General features: G+C 61.7%; 15 protein-coding genes. 6 read left to right on the top strand and 9 right to left on the bottom strand.

The window, feature by feature from the left end:
• Positions 1–118: 118 nt before the first annotated feature.
• Positions 119–2050, bottom strand: coding sequence for an ABC-F family ATP-binding cassette domain-containing protein (locus AC4BBN_RS21015; protein WP_490593979.1), 1932 nt, complete (start codon positions 2048–2050; stop codon positions 119–121).
• Positions 2051–2368: 318 nt separating this feature from the next.
• Between AC4BBN_RS21015 and gnd the strand changes: the two genes are divergently transcribed.
• Positions 2369–3793 carry a decarboxylating NADP(+)-dependent phosphogluconate dehydrogenase gene (gene gnd, locus AC4BBN_RS21020; RefSeq protein WP_490593980.1) on the top strand — a complete coding sequence of 475 codons (1425 nt, stop codon included), beginning with the start codon at positions 2369–2371 and terminating at the stop codon, positions 3791–3793.
• 7 nt (positions 3794–3800) lie between these two features.
• Here gnd and prmB read toward each other — a convergent pair whose 3' ends face one another.
• The 5 genes from prmB to dapC are packed head-to-tail and all read right to left on the bottom strand — an operon-like array spanning position 3801 to position 9115.
• Positions 3801–4667: a 50S ribosomal protein L3 N(5)-glutamine methyltransferase gene (prmB, locus tag AC4BBN_RS21025; protein WP_490593981.1), complete on the bottom strand. Its 867-nt coding sequence runs from the start codon at positions 4665–4667 to the stop codon at positions 3801–3803.
• Complete coding sequence (gene dapE, locus AC4BBN_RS21030) at positions 4664–5857, bottom strand: succinyl-diaminopimelate desuccinylase (RefSeq protein WP_490593982.1); 1194 nt, start codon at positions 5855–5857, stop codon at positions 4664–4666. Before dapE ends, prmB begins: the two co-directional genes overlap by 4 nt.
• Positions 5857–7005, bottom strand: coding sequence for a PilT/PilU family type 4a pilus ATPase (locus AC4BBN_RS21035; protein ID WP_490593983.1), 1149 nt, complete (start codon positions 7003–7005; stop codon positions 5857–5859). Before AC4BBN_RS21035 ends, dapE begins: the two co-directional genes overlap by 1 nt.
• A gap of 57 nt (positions 7006–7062) precedes the next feature.
• Positions 7063–7887, bottom strand: coding sequence for a 2,3,4,5-tetrahydropyridine-2,6-dicarboxylate N-succinyltransferase (dapD, locus tag AC4BBN_RS21040; protein WP_490593984.1), 825 nt, complete (start codon positions 7885–7887; stop codon positions 7063–7065).
• Between the two features lie 13 nt (positions 7888–7900).
• The gene (gene dapC, locus AC4BBN_RS21045; RefSeq protein ID WP_490593985.1) at positions 7901–9115 is read right to left on the bottom strand and encodes a succinyldiaminopimelate transaminase; all 1215 of its coding nucleotides are present in this window, start codon (positions 9113–9115) and stop codon (positions 7901–7903) included.
• Between the two features lie 96 nt (positions 9116–9211).
• Between dapC and AC4BBN_RS21050 the strand changes: the two genes are divergently transcribed.
• The 5 genes from AC4BBN_RS21050 to AC4BBN_RS21070 all read left to right on the top strand — a co-directional run bounded on the left by AC4BBN_RS21050 (position 9212) and on the right by AC4BBN_RS21070 (position 14768).
• Complete coding sequence (locus AC4BBN_RS21050) at positions 9212–9595, top strand: cupin domain-containing protein (RefSeq protein ID WP_490593986.1); 384 nt, start codon at positions 9212–9214, stop codon at positions 9593–9595.
• 132 nt (positions 9596–9727) lie between these two features.
• A complete protein-coding gene (gene pssA / locus AC4BBN_RS21055; RefSeq protein WP_490593987.1) occupies positions 9728–10543 on the top strand; it encodes a CDP-diacylglycerol--serine O-phosphatidyltransferase in 816 nt (271 codons plus the stop codon).
• A gap of 306 nt (positions 10544–10849) precedes the next feature.
• Positions 10850–12469 (top strand): 2-isopropylmalate synthase, encoded by a 1620-nt coding sequence (locus AC4BBN_RS21060; RefSeq protein WP_490593988.1) that lies wholly within the window; start codon positions 10850–10852, stop codon positions 12467–12469.
• Positions 12470–12496: 27 nt separating this feature from the next.
• Positions 12497–14035: a 2-isopropylmalate synthase gene (locus tag AC4BBN_RS21065; RefSeq protein WP_490593989.1), complete on the top strand. Its 1539-nt coding sequence runs from the start codon at positions 12497–12499 to the stop codon at positions 14033–14035.
• Between the two features lie 10 nt (positions 14036–14045).
• Positions 14046–14768, top strand: coding sequence for an acetyltransferase domain-containing protein (locus tag AC4BBN_RS21070; RefSeq protein ID WP_490593990.1), 723 nt, complete (start codon positions 14046–14048; stop codon positions 14766–14768).
• A gap of 201 nt (positions 14769–14969) precedes the next feature.
• Here the strand turns inward: AC4BBN_RS21070 and AC4BBN_RS21075 are convergent, their stop codons facing one another.
• From AC4BBN_RS21075 to AC4BBN_RS21085, 3 genes are all read right to left on the bottom strand, one after another.
• Positions 14970–15755, bottom strand: coding sequence for a peptidylprolyl isomerase (locus tag AC4BBN_RS21075; protein ID WP_490593991.1), 786 nt, complete (start codon positions 15753–15755; stop codon positions 14970–14972).
• Between the two features lie 73 nt (positions 15756–15828).
• Positions 15829–16089 (bottom strand): BolA family protein, encoded by a 261-nt coding sequence (locus AC4BBN_RS21080; RefSeq protein ID WP_490593992.1) that lies wholly within the window; start codon positions 16087–16089, stop codon positions 15829–15831.
• Positions 16086–16649, bottom strand: a complete 564-nt coding sequence (locus AC4BBN_RS21085; protein ID WP_490593993.1) for a septation protein A — start codon at positions 16647–16649, stop codon at positions 16086–16088. Before AC4BBN_RS21085 ends, AC4BBN_RS21080 begins: the two co-directional genes overlap by 4 nt.
• Between the last annotated feature and the right edge of the window lie 45 nt (positions 16650–16694).

Genomic DNA, 16694 nt, shown 5'->3' on the forward strand with positions numbered 1-16694 from the left:
GGTGAAGGTGTCGGGACCGCGCATGGTGCAAAGTGGTTCGGCTCGGTGGCGATGCGTTCAGCTCAGCAGCATGCGTGCCAGGCGGGGGGGGCAAGGTGGGCAGTATTTCAGCAGCCTGTTAAGCGGCGGCTTCGACCTGTTCGGACAGGCTCATCCAGCGTTCTTCCAGCGGGTCCAGCTCGGCCACGACCTGCTTCAGGCGCTTGCTGGCCTGGGCGATTTCGGCGGGCGGCAGCTGGGTCATCAGGCGCTGTTCCAGGCCGTCTTTTTCGGTTTGCAGGGCGGCGATGGATTTGTCTAACTTTTCCAGCTCGCGCTGCAAGGCCTTGGTGTTGATTACCGGTGCTGGCGGTGGTGCGGCCACCACCACGGGGGCCGGGGCGGCGCTGGCGTTCTTGGCCTCTTCGCGCAGGCGCTTGGACTCGTCCAACAGGTAGCGCTGGTAGTCGTCCAGGTCACCGTCAAACGGCTCAACGCCGCCGCGCGAGACCATCCAGAACTCGTCGCAGACCGAGCGCAGCAGGGCGCGGTCATGGCTGACCAGCATCACCGTGCCTTCAAATTCGTTTAGCGCCATGGCAAGCGCTTCGCGGGTGGCCAGGTCCAAGTGGTTGGTGGGCTCATCCAGCAGCAGCAGGTTGGGGCGCTGCCAGACGATCATGCACAGCACCAGACGGGCTTTTTCACCGCCGCTCATGCTGCCCACGGCCTGCTTGACCATGTCGCCACTGAAATTGAAGGTGCCCAGAAAGCTGCGCAGGTCTTGCTCGCGCGTGCCTTGACCGGCCAGCTTGCCTGCGGCGGTGGTTTCCTTCACCAGGTGGATCATGTGTTCCAGTGGCGTGTCGGCCGGCCGCAGCACGTCCAGCTCTTGTTGGGCGAAGTAGCCGATGTTCAGGCCCTTGCCTTCGATGATCTCGCCGTGGATGGGCGCGAGTGCACGGGCTACCGTCTTCACCAGGGTCGATTTACCCTGGCCGTTGGCACCCAGGATGCCGATGCGCTGGCCGGCCAGCACCGATTTACTGACCTTTTGCACGATGACCGTCGGGCCGGTGCCTGCGGGCGCGTCTTCGGCAGGCGGGTAGCCAAAGGTGGCGTCCGACATCGACAGCATCGGGTTGGGCAGGTTGGCGGGCTCTTTGAATTCGAATGTGAACTCGGCCTCGGCCAGCAGCGGCGCGATCTTTTCCATGCGGTCCAGGGCCTTGACCCGGCTTTGCGCCTGCTTGGCCTTGCTGGCCTGGGCCTTGAAGCGCGAGATGAACTTCTGCAAGTGGGCGATCTTGTCCTGCTGCTTGGAGAACGAAGCCTGTTGCTGCTCCATCTTCTCGGCGCGCATGTCCTCGAACTTGGTGTAGTTGCCGCCGTAGCGGTTCAGCTTGGCGGTCTCGATGTGCACGGTGACGTCGGTGATGGCGTCCAGGAATTCACGGTCATGGCTGATCACCAGCAAGGTGCCGGTGTAGCGCGCCAGCCAGGCTTCCAACCAGACCAGGGCGTCCAAGTCCAAGTGGTTGGTGGGTTCGTCCAGCAGCATCAGGTCGGACGGACACATCAGCGCGCGCGCCAGCTGCAGGCGCATGCGCCAGCCGCCAGAGAAGCTGTTTACGGGGTTGTTCAGCTCGGTGGTCTTGAAGCCCAGGCCGAGGATCAGCGCCTGGGCACGGGCCTGCGCGTCGCCGGAGCCGGCGTCGTACAGCGCCATATACGCGTTGGCCATGCGCTCGCCGTCGTCAGTCGCCTCGGCGGCCGTGACTTCTTGCTGGGCGGCCAGCAGGGTTACGTCGCCTTCGATCACGAAGTCGGTGGCGCTTTGGTCGGTTTCGGGCATGTCCTGGGCCACCTGGGCCAGGCGCCATTGGGCCGGCACATTGAAGTCGCCGCCATCTTCGTGCAGGGTGCCGTTGAGCAGGGCAAACAGCGTGGATTTGCCTGCACCGTTGCGGCCGACGAGGCCGACTTTCTCACCCGGGTTGATGGTGACGTTGGCGCTGTCGAGCAGAACTTTGGCGCTGCGGCGCAGAACTACATTTTTAAGGGTGATCATGGCAATGTGGCTGCCGTTGGCGGCCGGAAGATAAGAGAGGTGGCCTGGACTGCCGCAAGGGTTTGCGGCGGACGGCATACGGGGATTTTAGGCGGCTCCGCCCTGGTACTGGTGCAGTCCGCCCCGCTGCATTTCTGCGCGAAGAGGAGGGTTTTGTCTCTGCTATTCAATCAATAGCGCTATGCGCAATTGGAACAAGCGTCACCGGTCATTTTCCTGAATTTTACAGGAGCGGGCTGCAGCCGGGCTGCGGGTCTGTAAAAATGCCGGGTGATATTCCGCGCTGTCTAGTGACAGCGCTATCCCAAGAAAGTGTTTATGAGCAGCAAGAAAAGTGATTTTGGATTGATTGGGTTGGCCGTGATGGGCCAGAACCTGGTGTTGAACGTGGAGAGCCGTGGCTTCCAGGTCAGCGTCTACAACCGCACCACCGACAAGACCGACGAATTCGTTGCGGCCAACCCCGGCAAACAGCTGGTCGGCTGCGACACGCTGGAGGCTTTTGTGCAAAGCCTGGCGCTGCCGCGCAAGATCCAGATCATGGTCAAGGCCGGCGCGCCGGTGGACCAGGTTATCGAGCAACTGATTCCCCTGCTGGACAAGGACGACATCATCATCGACGGCGGCAACAGCCTATACACCGACACCGAGCGCCGCGACGCCTACCTGGCCGGCAAAGGCCTGCGCTTCATCGGCGCCGGCGTGTCCGGCGGCGAAGAGGGTGCGCGCAAAGGTCCGGCCATCATGCCCGGCGGCCCGGCCTCCACCTGGGAGGTGATGAAGCCGATTTTCGAGAGCATCGCCGCCAAGGTGGACGGCCAGCCCTGCGTGATCCACATCGGCCCCGGCGGCGCCGGCCACTATGTGAAGATGATCCACAACGGCATCGAATACGGCGATATGCAGTTGATCTGCGAGGCCTATAGCCTGTTCAAGGCCGCCGGCTTCACTAACGACGAGATGGCCGCCATCTTTAACGAGTGGAACGAAGGCGATCTGCAGAGCTACCTGATCCAGATCACCGGCAAGGCGCTGGAGCAAAAAGACCCGGAAACTGGCCAGCCGCTGGTGGAGTTGATACTCGACAAGGCCGGCCAGAAGGGCACGGGCCAGTGGACGCTGCTGAACGCCGCCGAGAACGCCGTGGTCATCAGCACCATCAACGCCGCCGTCGAAGCCCGTGTGTTGTCGTCGCAGAAGAAGCAGCGCGTGGTCGCCAGCAAGCAGCTACAGGGCCCGGTAGCCGACCTTAGCGCCGCCAAGAAGGACCTGGTGGCGAAGGTGCACGACGCGCTGTACGCCTCCAAGGTGATCAGCTATACCCAGGGCTTCGATTTGATCAAGACCATGGGCGAGAAGAAGCAGTGGGGCCTGGACTTTGGCGGCATCGCGTCGATCTGGCGCGGCGGCTGCATCATCCGTGCACGTTTCCTGAACCACATCACCGATGCCTACCGCACCGACCCGGCGCTGGTGAATCTGATGCTGGCGCCGTTTTTCAAGGACTTGCTCAATCACACGCAACAGAACTGGCGTGAAGTGGTGGCGCTGGCCGTCAGCAACGGCATTCCGGTGCCGGCTTTCAGTGCTTCGCTGTCCTACTACGACAGCTACCGTTCAGAGCGCCTGTCTGCGAATCTGCTGCAGGCCCAGCGCGACTTCTTTGGCGCCCATACCTACGAGCGCACCGACAAGCCCGAGGGCCAGTTCTTCCACACTGAGTGGCCGGAAGTGATCGGATGATTCGGGCTTAAAGGGCGTCCAGCGCCTCGCGTGTCACCAGTAATACCTGGTCTTCACCGGCGCTGGTTTCCAGCCACACCACTTCGAGCACCGGAAATGCGGCCTCGAAGTACTCGCGCTCGTTGCCAATCTCCAGCACCAGCACGGCGTCGGCTGCCATCTTGGCGGCGGCATCCTTTAGCAGCGTACGGATGAAGTCCATGCCGTCGCTGCCACCGGCCAGGGCCAGCACCGGCTCGGCCTGGTATTCGGCCGGTAGTGCGGCCATGCTTTGGCTGTTGACGTAGGGGGGGTTGCAGACAATCAGGTCGAACGGGCCGGCCAGCTGGGCCAGGCCGTCGGACTCGACCAGCTGGATGCGGCTTTGCAACTGGTGCTTGTCCACATTGACGCGGGCCACGGCCAGGGCGTCGGGGCTGATGTCGGCGCCGGTGACCTGCACATCGGGGTAGACCATGGCGGCCAGAACAGCCAGGCTGCCATTGCCGGTGCACAGGTCCAGCACCGCGTGGGTGTGCTCGTGCAGCCAGTAGTCGATGCCGCCGTCGATCAGCAGCTCGGCAATGAAGCTGCGCGGCACGATGGCGCGCTCGTCTACATAAAACGGCACGCCCTGTAGCCAGGCCTCTTGTGTGAGGTAGGCGGCAGGCTTGCGGGTTTGAATGCGTGCTTCCAAAAGTGTAGCTACCTGCGCAAGCTGTTCCTGCGCTACAGGCTGATCTGCCACAGAATCCAGATCGTCCAGTGGCAGGCCCAGGCGCCACATGACCAGCCAGGCGGCTTCGTCAAAGGCGTTGGCAGTGCCGTGGCCGAAGGACACGCCGGCAGCGGTGAGCTGGGCGGCGGATTGCTCTATCAGTTGGATGACGGTCATGGATTTGCGGCCAGGTTTTCCAGCGTGCGCCGGTAGATGTTCTTCAGCGGCTCGATGTCGGCCACCACGATGTGCTCGTCGATCTTGTGGATGGTGGCGTTGGGCGGGCCGCACTCCACCACCTGGGCGCAGATCTGGGCGATGAAACGCGCATCGCTGGTACCGCCGGTGGTGGATAGCTCGGTCTCCAGCCCGGTCTCGGCCTTGATCGCTTTGCGTACGGCTTCGACCAGGGTGCCGGGTGTCGTCAGGAAGGGCAGGCCGCCAACGGTCCAGGCGATGTCGTAGCTCAGGCCGTGGCGGTCTAGCACCTCGTGCACGCGGGCTTGCAGGCCGTCGGGTGTGGATTCGGTGCAGAAGCGGAAGTTGAAGTCCACCACCACGGTGCCGGGAATGACGTTGTTGGCACCCGTGCCCGCGTGGATATTGCTCATCTGCCAGCTGGTGGGCTGGAAGTAGGCGTTGCCCGCGTCCCATTCGATGGCAACCAACTCGGCCAGCGCCGGCATGGCCATGTGGATGGGATTCTTGGCCAGCTGCGGGTAGGCGATGTGGCCTTGCACGCCACGGATGGTGAGCTTGCCGCTCATGGAGCCGCGCCGGCCGTTCTTCACCATATCGCCGGTGCGTTCCACCGAAGTGGGCTCGCCGACGATGCAGTAGTCGATGGTTTCGCCGCGTTCTTTCAGCAGCTTGCAGACCACCACCGTGCCGTCCACCGACGGGCCTTCCTCGTCGCTGGTCAGCAGCAGGGCGATGGACAGCGGGGTGTCGGGCTGGGCAGCGAGGTACTCTTCCACAGCGACCACGAAGGCGGCGATGGAGGTCTTCATATCGCTGGCACCCCGGCCAAACAGCTTGCCGTCGCGGTGCGTGGGGCTGAAGGGCGGGCTGCTCCACTGCGTTAGTGGGCCGGTGGGCACAACGTCGGTATGGCCGGCGAATGCTATTAATTTGGGAGCTGCTGGCGCAGGTACTACCTGCACTGAAGGGCTAAAACCCTTGAAAGTGCTTTTGCGTACCGCCCACAGGTTGGTGACGCGGAAATCGTCGGGGCCGCTCACGATCGTCTCAAAAGTGAAACCGAGGGGCGCAAGGCGTTGGGAGATCAGGTCTTGGCACTGCGCGTCCAGCGGCGTGACGGAGGGCAGGGCGATCAGTTGCTCTGCCAGGTACAAGGTATGGGACATCAGGTCTTCACGTCGAGGGTGAATTCGGTAAAGGAGGGTTCGTCGTCGGGCACCTCGGGGGTCGCCGCAGGTGCGGTGGAGCCCCGGGTAAAGTCGTTTTGCAGGCGCCACATCAGGTTGGTGGCCGAGTCGGCATGGGCCAGGCCCTCGGCTCGGTCGATGACGCCGGTGGTGATCAGGCGGGCAATGTCGGCTTCAAAGGTTTGCGAGCCTTCGGCAATGGATTTCTCCATGGCTTCTTTCACGCCGCCGATGTCCCCCTTGGAGATCATGTCGGCCACCAGCAGGCTGTTCAGCATCACTTCCACCGCCGGCACGCGCGTGCCCTTGGGGGTGCGCAGCAGGCGCTGCGAGACGATGGCCTTCAGCGCCGAAGACAGGTCCGCCAGCATGGTGGCGCGCACTTCCACGGGGTAGAAGTTCAGAATACGGTTCAGCGCCTGGTAGCTGTTGTTGGCGTGCAGGGTCGCCATGCAGAGGTGGCCGGTCTGGGCGTAGGCCAGGGCCGCCGTCATGGTTTCACGGTCGCGGATTTCGCCGATCAGAATTACGTCAGGCGCCTGGCGCAGAGCATTCTTCAGGGCGATGGCCAGGGACGCGGTGTCGGAGCCGATCTCGCGCTGGTTGATGACCGAGCGGTTGTTCTTGAACAGAAATTCGATCGGGTCTTCGATGGTCAGTATGTGGCCGCTGGCGCGCTGGTTGCGGTGCTCGATCATCGCCGCCTGGGTGGTGGTTTTACCTGCGCCGGTAGAACCCACCATCAGGATCAGGCCGCGCTTTTCCATCACCAGGTCGCCTAGCACAGCGGGCACATTCAGCGAGGCCAGCTGCGGAACTTCGATGTTGATGTAGCGCACCACCACCGAGTAGCTTCCCCGCTGGCGCATGGCGCTGACGCGGAAGCGCCCCACACCGGCCATGGAGACCGAGACATTCAGCTCACCGGTGGCAGACAGCTCGCGCATCTGCTCTACGGTGGTGACTTCGGCCAGCAGATTGCGCGGTGTGTCGAACTGCAGCACCTGGCCGTTGATGGGCACGCATTGCCCGTTGATACGTATCATGGCCGGCGCATTGGCCGACAGATACACATCCGAGGCATTTTTTTCCTGCATCAAACGCAGAATGCGTTCCATATTGCTCATGGCGTACCTCGGTGTCGAAACAATGGCAGTGCGTGGCCCGCGGCGCGTTGGCGCAGCTTAGTCGCGCAGCAGGTCGTTCAGGCTGGTCTTGGAGCGGGTTTGTGCATCCACGCGCTTGACGATGATGGCCGCGTACAGGCTGTACTTGCCGCCATCCTTGGGCAGGGTGCCGCTGATGACCACCGAGCCGGACGGGATGCGGCCGTAGCTGACGGTGTCGGTGGAGCGGTCGTAGATGGGCGTGCTTTGGCCGATGTACACACCCATGGAGATAACGGAGTTTTCTTCCACGATAACGCCTTCAACCACTTCCGAGCGAGCGCCCACAAAGCAGTTGTCTTCGATGATGGTCGGGCCGGCTTGCAGGGGTTCCAGTACGCCACCGATGCCCACGCCGCCGCTCAAATGCACGTTCTTGCCGATCTGTGCGCAGGAGCCCACAGTAGCCCAGGTGTCGACCATGGTGTTCTCGCCCACATATGCGCCGATGTTCACGTAGGAAGGCATCAGCACCGCGCCCTTGGCGATGTAGCTGCCATGGCGGGCCACGGCCGGAGGCACAACGCGCACGCCGGTGGCCTTCATTTCGTCGGCGCTGAGGTGGGCGAACTTGGTGGGCACCTTGTCGTAGAAGCCCAGGTCGCCGGCCTTGACGATTTCGTTGTCCTTCAGCCGGAAGGACAGCAGCACGGCCTTCTTGATCCACTGGTGCACGGTCCATTGGCCCACACCTTCGCGGGTGGCGACGCGCAATTGGCCGTTGTTCAGTTCGTTGATGACGTGGGCGACGGCGTCACGCACTTCAGCGGATGCGGCGGTGGGCGACAGGTTGGCGCGGTCTTCCCACGCGGCGTCGATGGTGGCTTGGAGTTGTTGGGTCATAGCGTTCTCTGCTTCAGTTTTTGGATTGGATGAATTGGCGGATACGGGTGGCAGCCTCGACGCACTCAGTCGTCTCGGCCACCAGGGCCATGCGGATGCGCTGACGGCCGGGGTTCTGGCCGTTGGTTTCTCGGGCCAGATAGCTGCCAGGTAACACCGTGACATTGTAGGCAGCCAGGAGGTCGCGGGCGAAGGCCACATCGCTGTCCAGGCCGTCCACGATTGCCGGGCCAGGCACCTGAGCCCACAGGTAAAAACCAGCGTCAGGCAGGGCCACGTCCATGACTTCGGACAGGATGGGCGTGACCTGGGCGAACTTGCTGCGGTACAGCGCGCGGTTTTCCACCACATGCTGCTCGTCGTTCCAGGCGGCCACACTGGCGGCCTGTACCACGGGGCCCATGGCGCTGCCGTGGTAAGTGCGGTAGAGCAAAAAGGGTTTGATCAAGTCGGCGTCGCCCATCACAAAGCCGCTGCGCAAACCGGGCACATTGCTGCGTTTGGACAGGCTGGTGAAGGCGATAAGGTTTTTGAAGTCGCTGCGGCCTAGTTTGGCGGCCGCTTCCAGGCCGCCCAGCGGCGCTTCGTCGCGGAAGTAAATCTCGCTATAGCACTCGTCGGAGGCGATCACAAAGCCGTAGCGGTCGCTCAGCGCAAACAGTTTTTGCCATTCGTCCAGCGGCATCACCGCGCCAGTGGGGTTGCCGGGCGAGCAGACAAACAGCAGCTGGGTTTTGGCCCAGACCTCGGCCGGCACGCTGTCCCAATCCACCGCGTAGTTGCGCTTCGGGTCGCTGGGCGCGTAGTAGGGCGTTGCGCCACCCAGCAGGGCCGCACCCTCGTAGATTTGGTAGAACGGATTCGGGCAAACCACGGTGGCACCTGCCTGGGTCGGGTCGATCACGGTCTGTGCAAAGGCAAATAGTGCTTCGCGTGAGCCGTTCACCGGCAGCACTTGAGTGGCCGGGTTCAGCTTCAGGTCGTAGCGGCGCTGTACCCATCCGCAAAAGGCTTCACGTAGACGGGGCTCACCACCGGTTGCGGGGTAGCCGGCCAAGCCGGGTAGGCCGGACACCAGGGCCTCTTCAATGAAGTGGGGCGTGGCATGCTTGGGCTCGCCAATGCCCAGGCTGATAGGGCGGAAATCGGGGTTGGGTGTGACAGATGCAAAAAGCTGCTTCAGCCGCTCGAAGGGGTAGGGCTGGAGTTTGGAAAGCAAGGGATTCATGGGGTGAGATTATGGAACAGCCCCAGGCCGCATATCGCGTAGCGCCAGGTAAACGCAATTTATGATTCCAGCACTAAGAATCCGAAGGAATTTGCCATGACCGTATTTACCAAAGTAGTGCTGTTCACCGACACCGATGGCCGTGCGCGCTTCCGTGACGAGGCGATCGAGCTGACCGAAGGCACGCCCAGCTCGCAGCTGTCGCCCTTCATGCCTGGCAGCGGCTACCAACTACGGCAAAGCCCAGTCGGGTTTCGCAGCAGCTTCCACTGTACGGGCGCGCCGCAGTGGGTGCTGATTTTGGGCGGGCAGATGGAAATTGGCCTGCAGGGTGGCGTGTCGCGCATCTTCAAGGCGGGGGAGCATTTTTATTCGGCTGATGTGTTGCCCGAGGGCGCCACGTTCGACCCCGCCATCCACGGCCATTGGAGCCAGCAAGTCGGCGACGAGCCACTGGTGACCATGTTTGTGCGTGGCTGAATTTGCATAGACCCAAGGCGCGGTTTTCGGGGCTTGGCTGGCTTACACTGCGGTCCCTCTGTTTCATACCGCTTGCGCCTTGGGCGTGTGCCGCGTTTCTTTTGTTTTCTATTCAATTGTCAGGCTCTCGCCATGCATAACGGCAACGACTCCGACCGGGTTCAGGGCGCGCCCGTCCTGGTGCGCAAGCGCCGCAAGGGCATCTACATCCTACCCAACCTGTTCACGCTAGCCGCCTTGTTCGGCGGCTTCTATGCCATCGTGATGGCGGTGGATGGTCGCTTCGATCAGGCCGCCGTGGGAGTGTTCTGCGCCATGGTGCTGGACAGCCTGGACGGCCGCGTGGCGCGCATGACGAACACCCAGAGCGCCTTTGGCGAGCAAATGGACTCGTTGTCGGACATGGTGTCGTTTGGCGCGGCTCCGGCGCTGATTGCGTATATGTGGACCCTGAAAGGCCTGGGCCGTTGGGGCTGGATCGCCGCGTTTGTGCATTGCGCCTGCGCGGCTCTGCGACTGGCCCGCTTCAATGTGAATACCACCGTGGTCGATAAGCGCTATTTCCAGGGCCTGCCATCGCCTGCCGCCGCCGCGCTGATTGCCGGATTTATCTGGCTGATGAACGACCTGGATGTGCCGCCTGCGAACGTCTCGTGGGTAATGTTCGCGCTGGCCCTGTATGCCGGTTTGAGCATGGTGACCAATGCGCCGTTCTACAGCTTCAAAGACATCCAGATGAAGAAAAGCGTGCCGTTTGTGGTGATCGTGTTGATCGCGCTTGGCATTGCCGTCATCACCATCCATCCGCCCATCGTGCTGTTTGGAGCGTTTGTGATCTATGGCTTTAGCGGCTACGGAGTGTACGCATGGCGCCGTTTCAAGGGCGTGCAGACCAGTGTGATCAGCACCTCCAAGGACGAACCCGACGAGCGCGGCCTGCACAAATAAAAAACCGCTAGAATCCGCAACTATGAAAAAATTTTCGCTAGCGCTACTACTGATCCCCTACGGGCGGAGACGGTAGCGCGCGCGCAAATCCAGTCACAACGGCCCGTATGCACCAGCAACGGGCCGTTTTTCATTGGGTTGCTGGGAGGACTGGTTCACCCCCAGGCTACGCACTTCGTGTCTTCGCCAACCCCCTTGCAGGGGGCGATACCGATGGCCCGGCAAAGCCGGCTCCATGGTATCCCTGGCGCAGGCCGGAGTGCATGTCGCAAGGGTGGGCAATTACTAGTTACTTTAGGATCACTCATGTTGAAGCAACCTGCCAGCAAATATCCAGCGTTCCAACCCATTCGTTTGGCTGACCGTACCTGGCCCAATGTCCAACTGACGCAAGCCCCGGTCTGGCTCAGCACCGATTTGCGCGACGGCAACCAGGCGCTGATCGAGCCCATGGACATGGAACGCAAGCTGCGCATGTACAAGCATTTGCTGGCTATCGGCTTCAAGGAAATCGAAGTCGGCTTCCCGGCCGCATCGCAGATCGAGTTCGACTTCGTGCGCCGCCTGATCGACGACAACATGGTGCCCGACGACGTGACCATCCAGGTCATGACTCCCGCCAAGGAGCCCTTGATCCGCCGCACCATGGAAGCGCTGGTGGGCGCCAAGCGCGCCATCGTCCACATGTACAACGCCACCTCGCCTTTGATGCGTCGCGTGGTCTTGGGCATGGACGAGGACCAGATCGTCGAATTGGCCACCAGCCACGCCCGCCTGATCCAGGATCTGGCGCGCCAGCAGCTGGCAACGGCCTGGACCTTTCAGTATTCGCCCGAACATTTCTCAGGTACCGAGCTGGCCTTTTCCAAGCGCGTCATTGATGCGGTCACCGATGTCTGGCAGCCAACGCCGGCCCAGCCCTGCATCATCAACCTGCCGACCACAGTAGAGCATTCCACGCCCAACGTATTCGCCGACATGATCGAGTGGATGGACCGCAATTTGGCGCGGCGCGACAGCATTGTCTTGTCGGTGCACCCGCACAACGACCGTGGCACCGGCGTGGCGGCGGCCGAACTGGCCATGATGGCCGGCGCCCAGCGGGTGGAAGGCTGCTTGTTCGGCAATGGCGAGCGCACCGGCAATGTGGACATCGTGAATATTGCACTGAACCTTTACACCCAGGGCGTGCCGCCGAACCTGGATTTTTCGCAGATCGACGATGTCCGCCGCATGGTGGAGCATTGCAACCAGTTGCCGGTGCATCCGCGCCATCCTTATGTGGGCGAGCTGGTGTACACATCTTTCTCTGGTACCCACCAGGACGCCATCAAGAAGGCCTTTGCCCTGCACACCGAAGATGCGGTATGGGCCATTCCCTACTTGCCGATCGACCCTAAAGACCTGGGCCGCAGCTACGAGGCGGTGATCCGCGTCAACAGCCAGTCCGGCAAGGGCGGCATGGCGTATTTGCTGGAAACCGAATACGGGCTGGAATTGCCACGCCGCTTGCAGATCGAGTTCAGCCAGATCGTGCAGGCCGTGATGGACGGCGCGAACAAGGAGCTCACGGCGCAGGACCTGTGGAATCTGTTTGACCGTGAATACGGCCTGGCCCGCATCGCCACGCCACCATTGCCAGCAAGCGGGCAGGGCGTGGGCCCCATCGATGCCTTTGTGACCCACTGGAACGCTACGTCTGCCACCCAGGTGCGGGTGCTGGACTACCACGAGCACGCCCTGGGCTCGGGTGCCCAGGCCCAGGCTGTGGCGTATCTCGAGTTGCGCATCAATGAGCAGCACACGGTGTTCGGGGTGGGTATGGACGCGAATATCGTGTCGGCTTCGCTCAAGGCCATCGTGAGTGGCTTGCAGCGCATCCAAAAGCGCGAAAATACCCAGTTGACCGAATCCGCATCCGTTTAAGAAAACGACACCCCACAGGAGCCAGCCATGACCGACAAACTCATCATTTTTGACACCACCTTGCGTGACGGCGAGCAGTCTCCCGGCGCGTCCATGACGCGCGACGAAAAGCTGCGCATCGCCCGCCAGCTGGAGCGCCTCAAGGTGGACGTGATCGAGGCCGGTTTTCCCGCCAGCTCTGCGGGCGACTTCGAATGCGTGCAGGCGATCGCCCGTGCCATCAAGGACGCCACCATCTGCGGCCTGTCGCGCGCCAACGACCGCGATATTTCGCGTGCCGCCGAAGCCCTGAAGGACGCGGCCAACGCCCGCATCCACACCTTCATCGCCACCTCGCCGCTGCACATGGAGAAAAAGCTGCGTATGACGCCCGACCAAGTGTTCGAGCAGGCCAAGCAGTCCGTGCGCTTTGCGCGCAACCTGGTGGCTGACGTGGAATTCAGCCCCGAAGACGGCTACCGCAGCGATGTGGACTTCTTGTGCCGCGTGCTGGAGGCGGTGATCCACGAGGGCGCGACCACCATCAACGTGCCTGACACCGTGGGCTATGCCATTCCCGAACTGTACGGCAACTTCATCAAAACCCTGCGCGAACGCATTCCGAACAGCGACAAGGCGATCTGGTCTGTGCACTGCCACAACGACCTGGGTATGGCAGTAGCCAACTCCCTGGCCGGTGTGAAGATTGGCGGCGCGCGCCAGGTGGAATGCACCATCAACGGCCTGGGCGAGCGTGCCGGCAACTGCTCGCTGGAAGAAATCGTGATGGCGGTCAAAACCCGTCGTGACTACTTTGGTCTGGACATTGGTCTGGACACCAAGCACATCCTGGCCACCAGCCGCATGGTCAGCCAGACCACCGGCTTCGTGGTGCAGCCGAACAAGGCGGTGGTCGGCGCGAATGCCTTTGCCCATGCGTCCGGCATCCACCAGGATGGCGTGCTCAAGGCACGCGATACCTACGAAATCATGCGCGCCGAAGACGTGGGCTGGAGCCACAACAAGATCGTGCTGGGCAAGCTCAGTGGCCGCAACGCCTTCAAGCAGCGCCTGCAAGACCTGGGTGTGACCATGGACAGCGAGGCAGACATCAACGCCGCCTTCGCCCGCTTCAAGGAACTGGCGGACCGCAAGAGCGAGATATTCGATGAAGACATCCTGGCCCTGGTCAGCGACGAGGCTGTAGCCAATGACAACGAGCAATACGCCTTCGTGTCCCTGTCGCAGCACAGCGAAACCGGCGAGCGCCCCAGCGCCAAGATCGTTTTCTCGGTGGACGGTAAGGAAGTCAGCAGCGAATCGGACGGCAACGGCCCGGTTGATGCATCCCTGAAGGCTATCGAAGCCCATGTGCAAAGCGGCGCCGAGATGGTGTTGTACTCGGTCAACGCCATCAGCGGCTCGACTGAAAGCCAGGGCGAAGTGACGGTGCGCCTGCAAAACAGCGGCCGCGTGGTGAACGGCGTGGGTGCCGACCCAGACATCATCGTCGCCTCGGCCAAGGCCTACCTGAGCGCGCTGAACAAGCTGCAGAGCAAGGCAGACCGCGTCGCCGCACAGGGTTGACGCCAGGTTGATGCAGCGCTTCAGCCGCATTGACGTCCTGCGTGGGCTGGCCGTCGTCTGGATGACGGCCTTCCATTTCAGTTTTGATTTGGACCACGCGGGCTTGTGGCGGCAGAACTTCTACGCCGACCCGTTCTGGACCTGGCAGCGCACGGCCATCGTTAGCCTGTTTCTGTTTTGCGCCGGGCTGGGCCAGGCGGTGGCGGCGCAGCAGTCCATTCCCTGGCCACGCTTCTGGCGGCGCTGGGCGCAGATTGCAGGCTGCGCGCTGCTGGTGACGGCCGGCTCGGCCTTTATGTTCCCGCACAGTTTTATTTACTTCGGTGTGCTGCACGGTATCGCTCTGATGCTGATCGTGGCGCGGCTGACGTCCGGCTGCGGCGCTTGGCTGTGGCCTATGGGCGCGCTGGCAGTTGCTTCCAAATTCATAGCTGCTTACGCAATCGACATAAGCGCTACAGCCGAATTTTTCAATCAAAGAACCGTGAACTGGCTGGGCTGGATCACGCAAAAACCCATCACCGAAGACTACGTGCCCTTGTTCCCCTGGCTGGGTGTGCTGTGGTGGGGCATGGCTGCGGGATTCTGGTTGCTGAAGAACCGGCCTACATGGCTGAATGGCAGCGCACCCAAGCCTCTGGCCTGGCTAGGCCGCTGGAGCCTGCCGTACTACATGCTGCACCAGCCGGTGCTGATTGGCGCAGTGACAGCTTTCACCTGGCTGAAAACGTAAAAAAGCGGCCGAGGCCGCTTTTTTGCTATGGTTTCAGGAGCTGGTTACGCATATGAAATAAGCGCCAGCGGCCTAAACACATTAAACCCTTCGCACTAGCACTCCTTCCAGAGATACCGCGGGACTGGCTCTGCCAGGCCACTGGTATCGCCCCCTTCCAAAGGGGGTTGGCGGAAAGCGCGTAGCGCTGGAGCCTGGGGGTTACTCTACTTTTGCTGCTGCGCGCAGTTCTTGTTGGAACGCCACCAGCTTTTGCTGTTGCAGTTGCTGGGCGATTTGTGGCTTCACTTCTTCAAACTTGGGCAACTGGGCTTGGCGCTCGTCGTCCAGGCGGATGATGTGGTAGCCGAACTGGCTCTTCACTGGCACATCGGTAGTCTGGCCCTTCTTCAGCTGGATCAGCGCTTCGGTGAATTCCTTCACGTAGCTGCTGGGGTTGGCCCAGTCCAGATCGCCACCCTTGGCGCCAGAACCCTTGTCAGTGCTGGACTTTTTGGCGATGGCGGCAAAGCTGGCACCTTTCTTCAGCTGGGCAATGATGGCCTTGGCGTCAGATTCTTTTTCCACCAGGATATGGCTGGCCTTGTATTCCTTGCCACCGTTGGCGGCCACGAACTTGTCGTACTCGGCCTTCATGTCGGCGTCGGTGACGGGGTTGGCCTTTTGGTATTCGGTAAACAGCTCGCGGATCAGCAGGGTCTGGCGGGCCAGTTCCATTTGGCTTTTGAAGCTGTCGCTGGCGTCCAGGCCGCGCTTTTGCGCTTCCTGCATGAAGACTTCACGGGCGATCACTTCTTCCTTGATCTGGCCTTCCATTTCTGGCGTCACAGGGCGGCCCGACTGGGCGACCTGCTGGGCCAGGGTGTCGACGCGCGACTTGGGAACTGCCTTGCCATTCACGATGGCAACGTTTTGTGCGGATGCCGACAGCGCCAGGCTGCCCAGCAAAGCAGCAGCGACCATGGTGGATAACAGTGTTTTCTTCATGCGTTTTCCTAGAAGGGGGGTTGCGAGCCAGCCTGGAATGGACAGCTCAAGATAAGAAGAGGCTCGGACCGGTTTACAGCACTTCAATAGCAATCGCGTGTACGCCCTGGTCGATAAATTCTTGCAACGCATCATACACAAGCCTATGGCGCGCCACCCGGGACTGCTGGGTAAACAAGGGTGAAGCGATGCGCACCCGGAAGTGCGTGCCCCAGCTGCTGCCGTTGGAGCCGCTGTGGCCAGCGTGGGCCGCGCTTTCGTCCAGCACCTCTAGCTGTGTCGGGGCCAGCGTGCTGCGCAGGCGCTGGGCGAGTTGGTCGGCTGTAGGGGTCATGCTTGCTTGTCGGCGGCGTCCGCCTCGGCGGTTTGCTCTGTGCCTAGGTAGCGCGAGATGTAAATGCCCTGGCCGACCATGAAGGCCAGGGGGAACACATAGCCCCAGATCTTGAAGTTGACCCATTCGTCAGTGCTGTAGTAGGCCGCCACATAGCCGTTGATGCCAGCCATGAACAGGCAGTACAGCATCCAGGCCACGTTCAGGCGCATCCACACCGCGTCGGGCAGCTCCAGCTGGCTGCCCAGCATGAGCTTGAGGTAGTTCTTCTTCATGATCCACATGGCGACGCACATGGCCAGGGCCATGGCGATGTAGAGCACGGTGGGCTTCCACTTGATGAAGGTTTCGTTCTGCAGCACCAGGGTCAGGGCGCCAAATACCAACACCATGCCCAGCGTCATCTTGTGCATGGTGGTGAGCTGGCGCTCGATGGCATAGGTGATGCCCATCTGGACTATGGTGGCCACCATCAGTACACCTGTGGCCACATAAATCGTGGACAGCTTGTAGGTGACGACGAACAGCAGGATGGGGAGGAAGTCGAGCAGGAGTTTCATAGTGGGAGATAGGGGAGGCCACAGGACCGCCAGTGGCACACCCCT

The sequence above is a fragment of the Rhodoferax sp. SPJ21 genome (assembly GCF_058216335.1).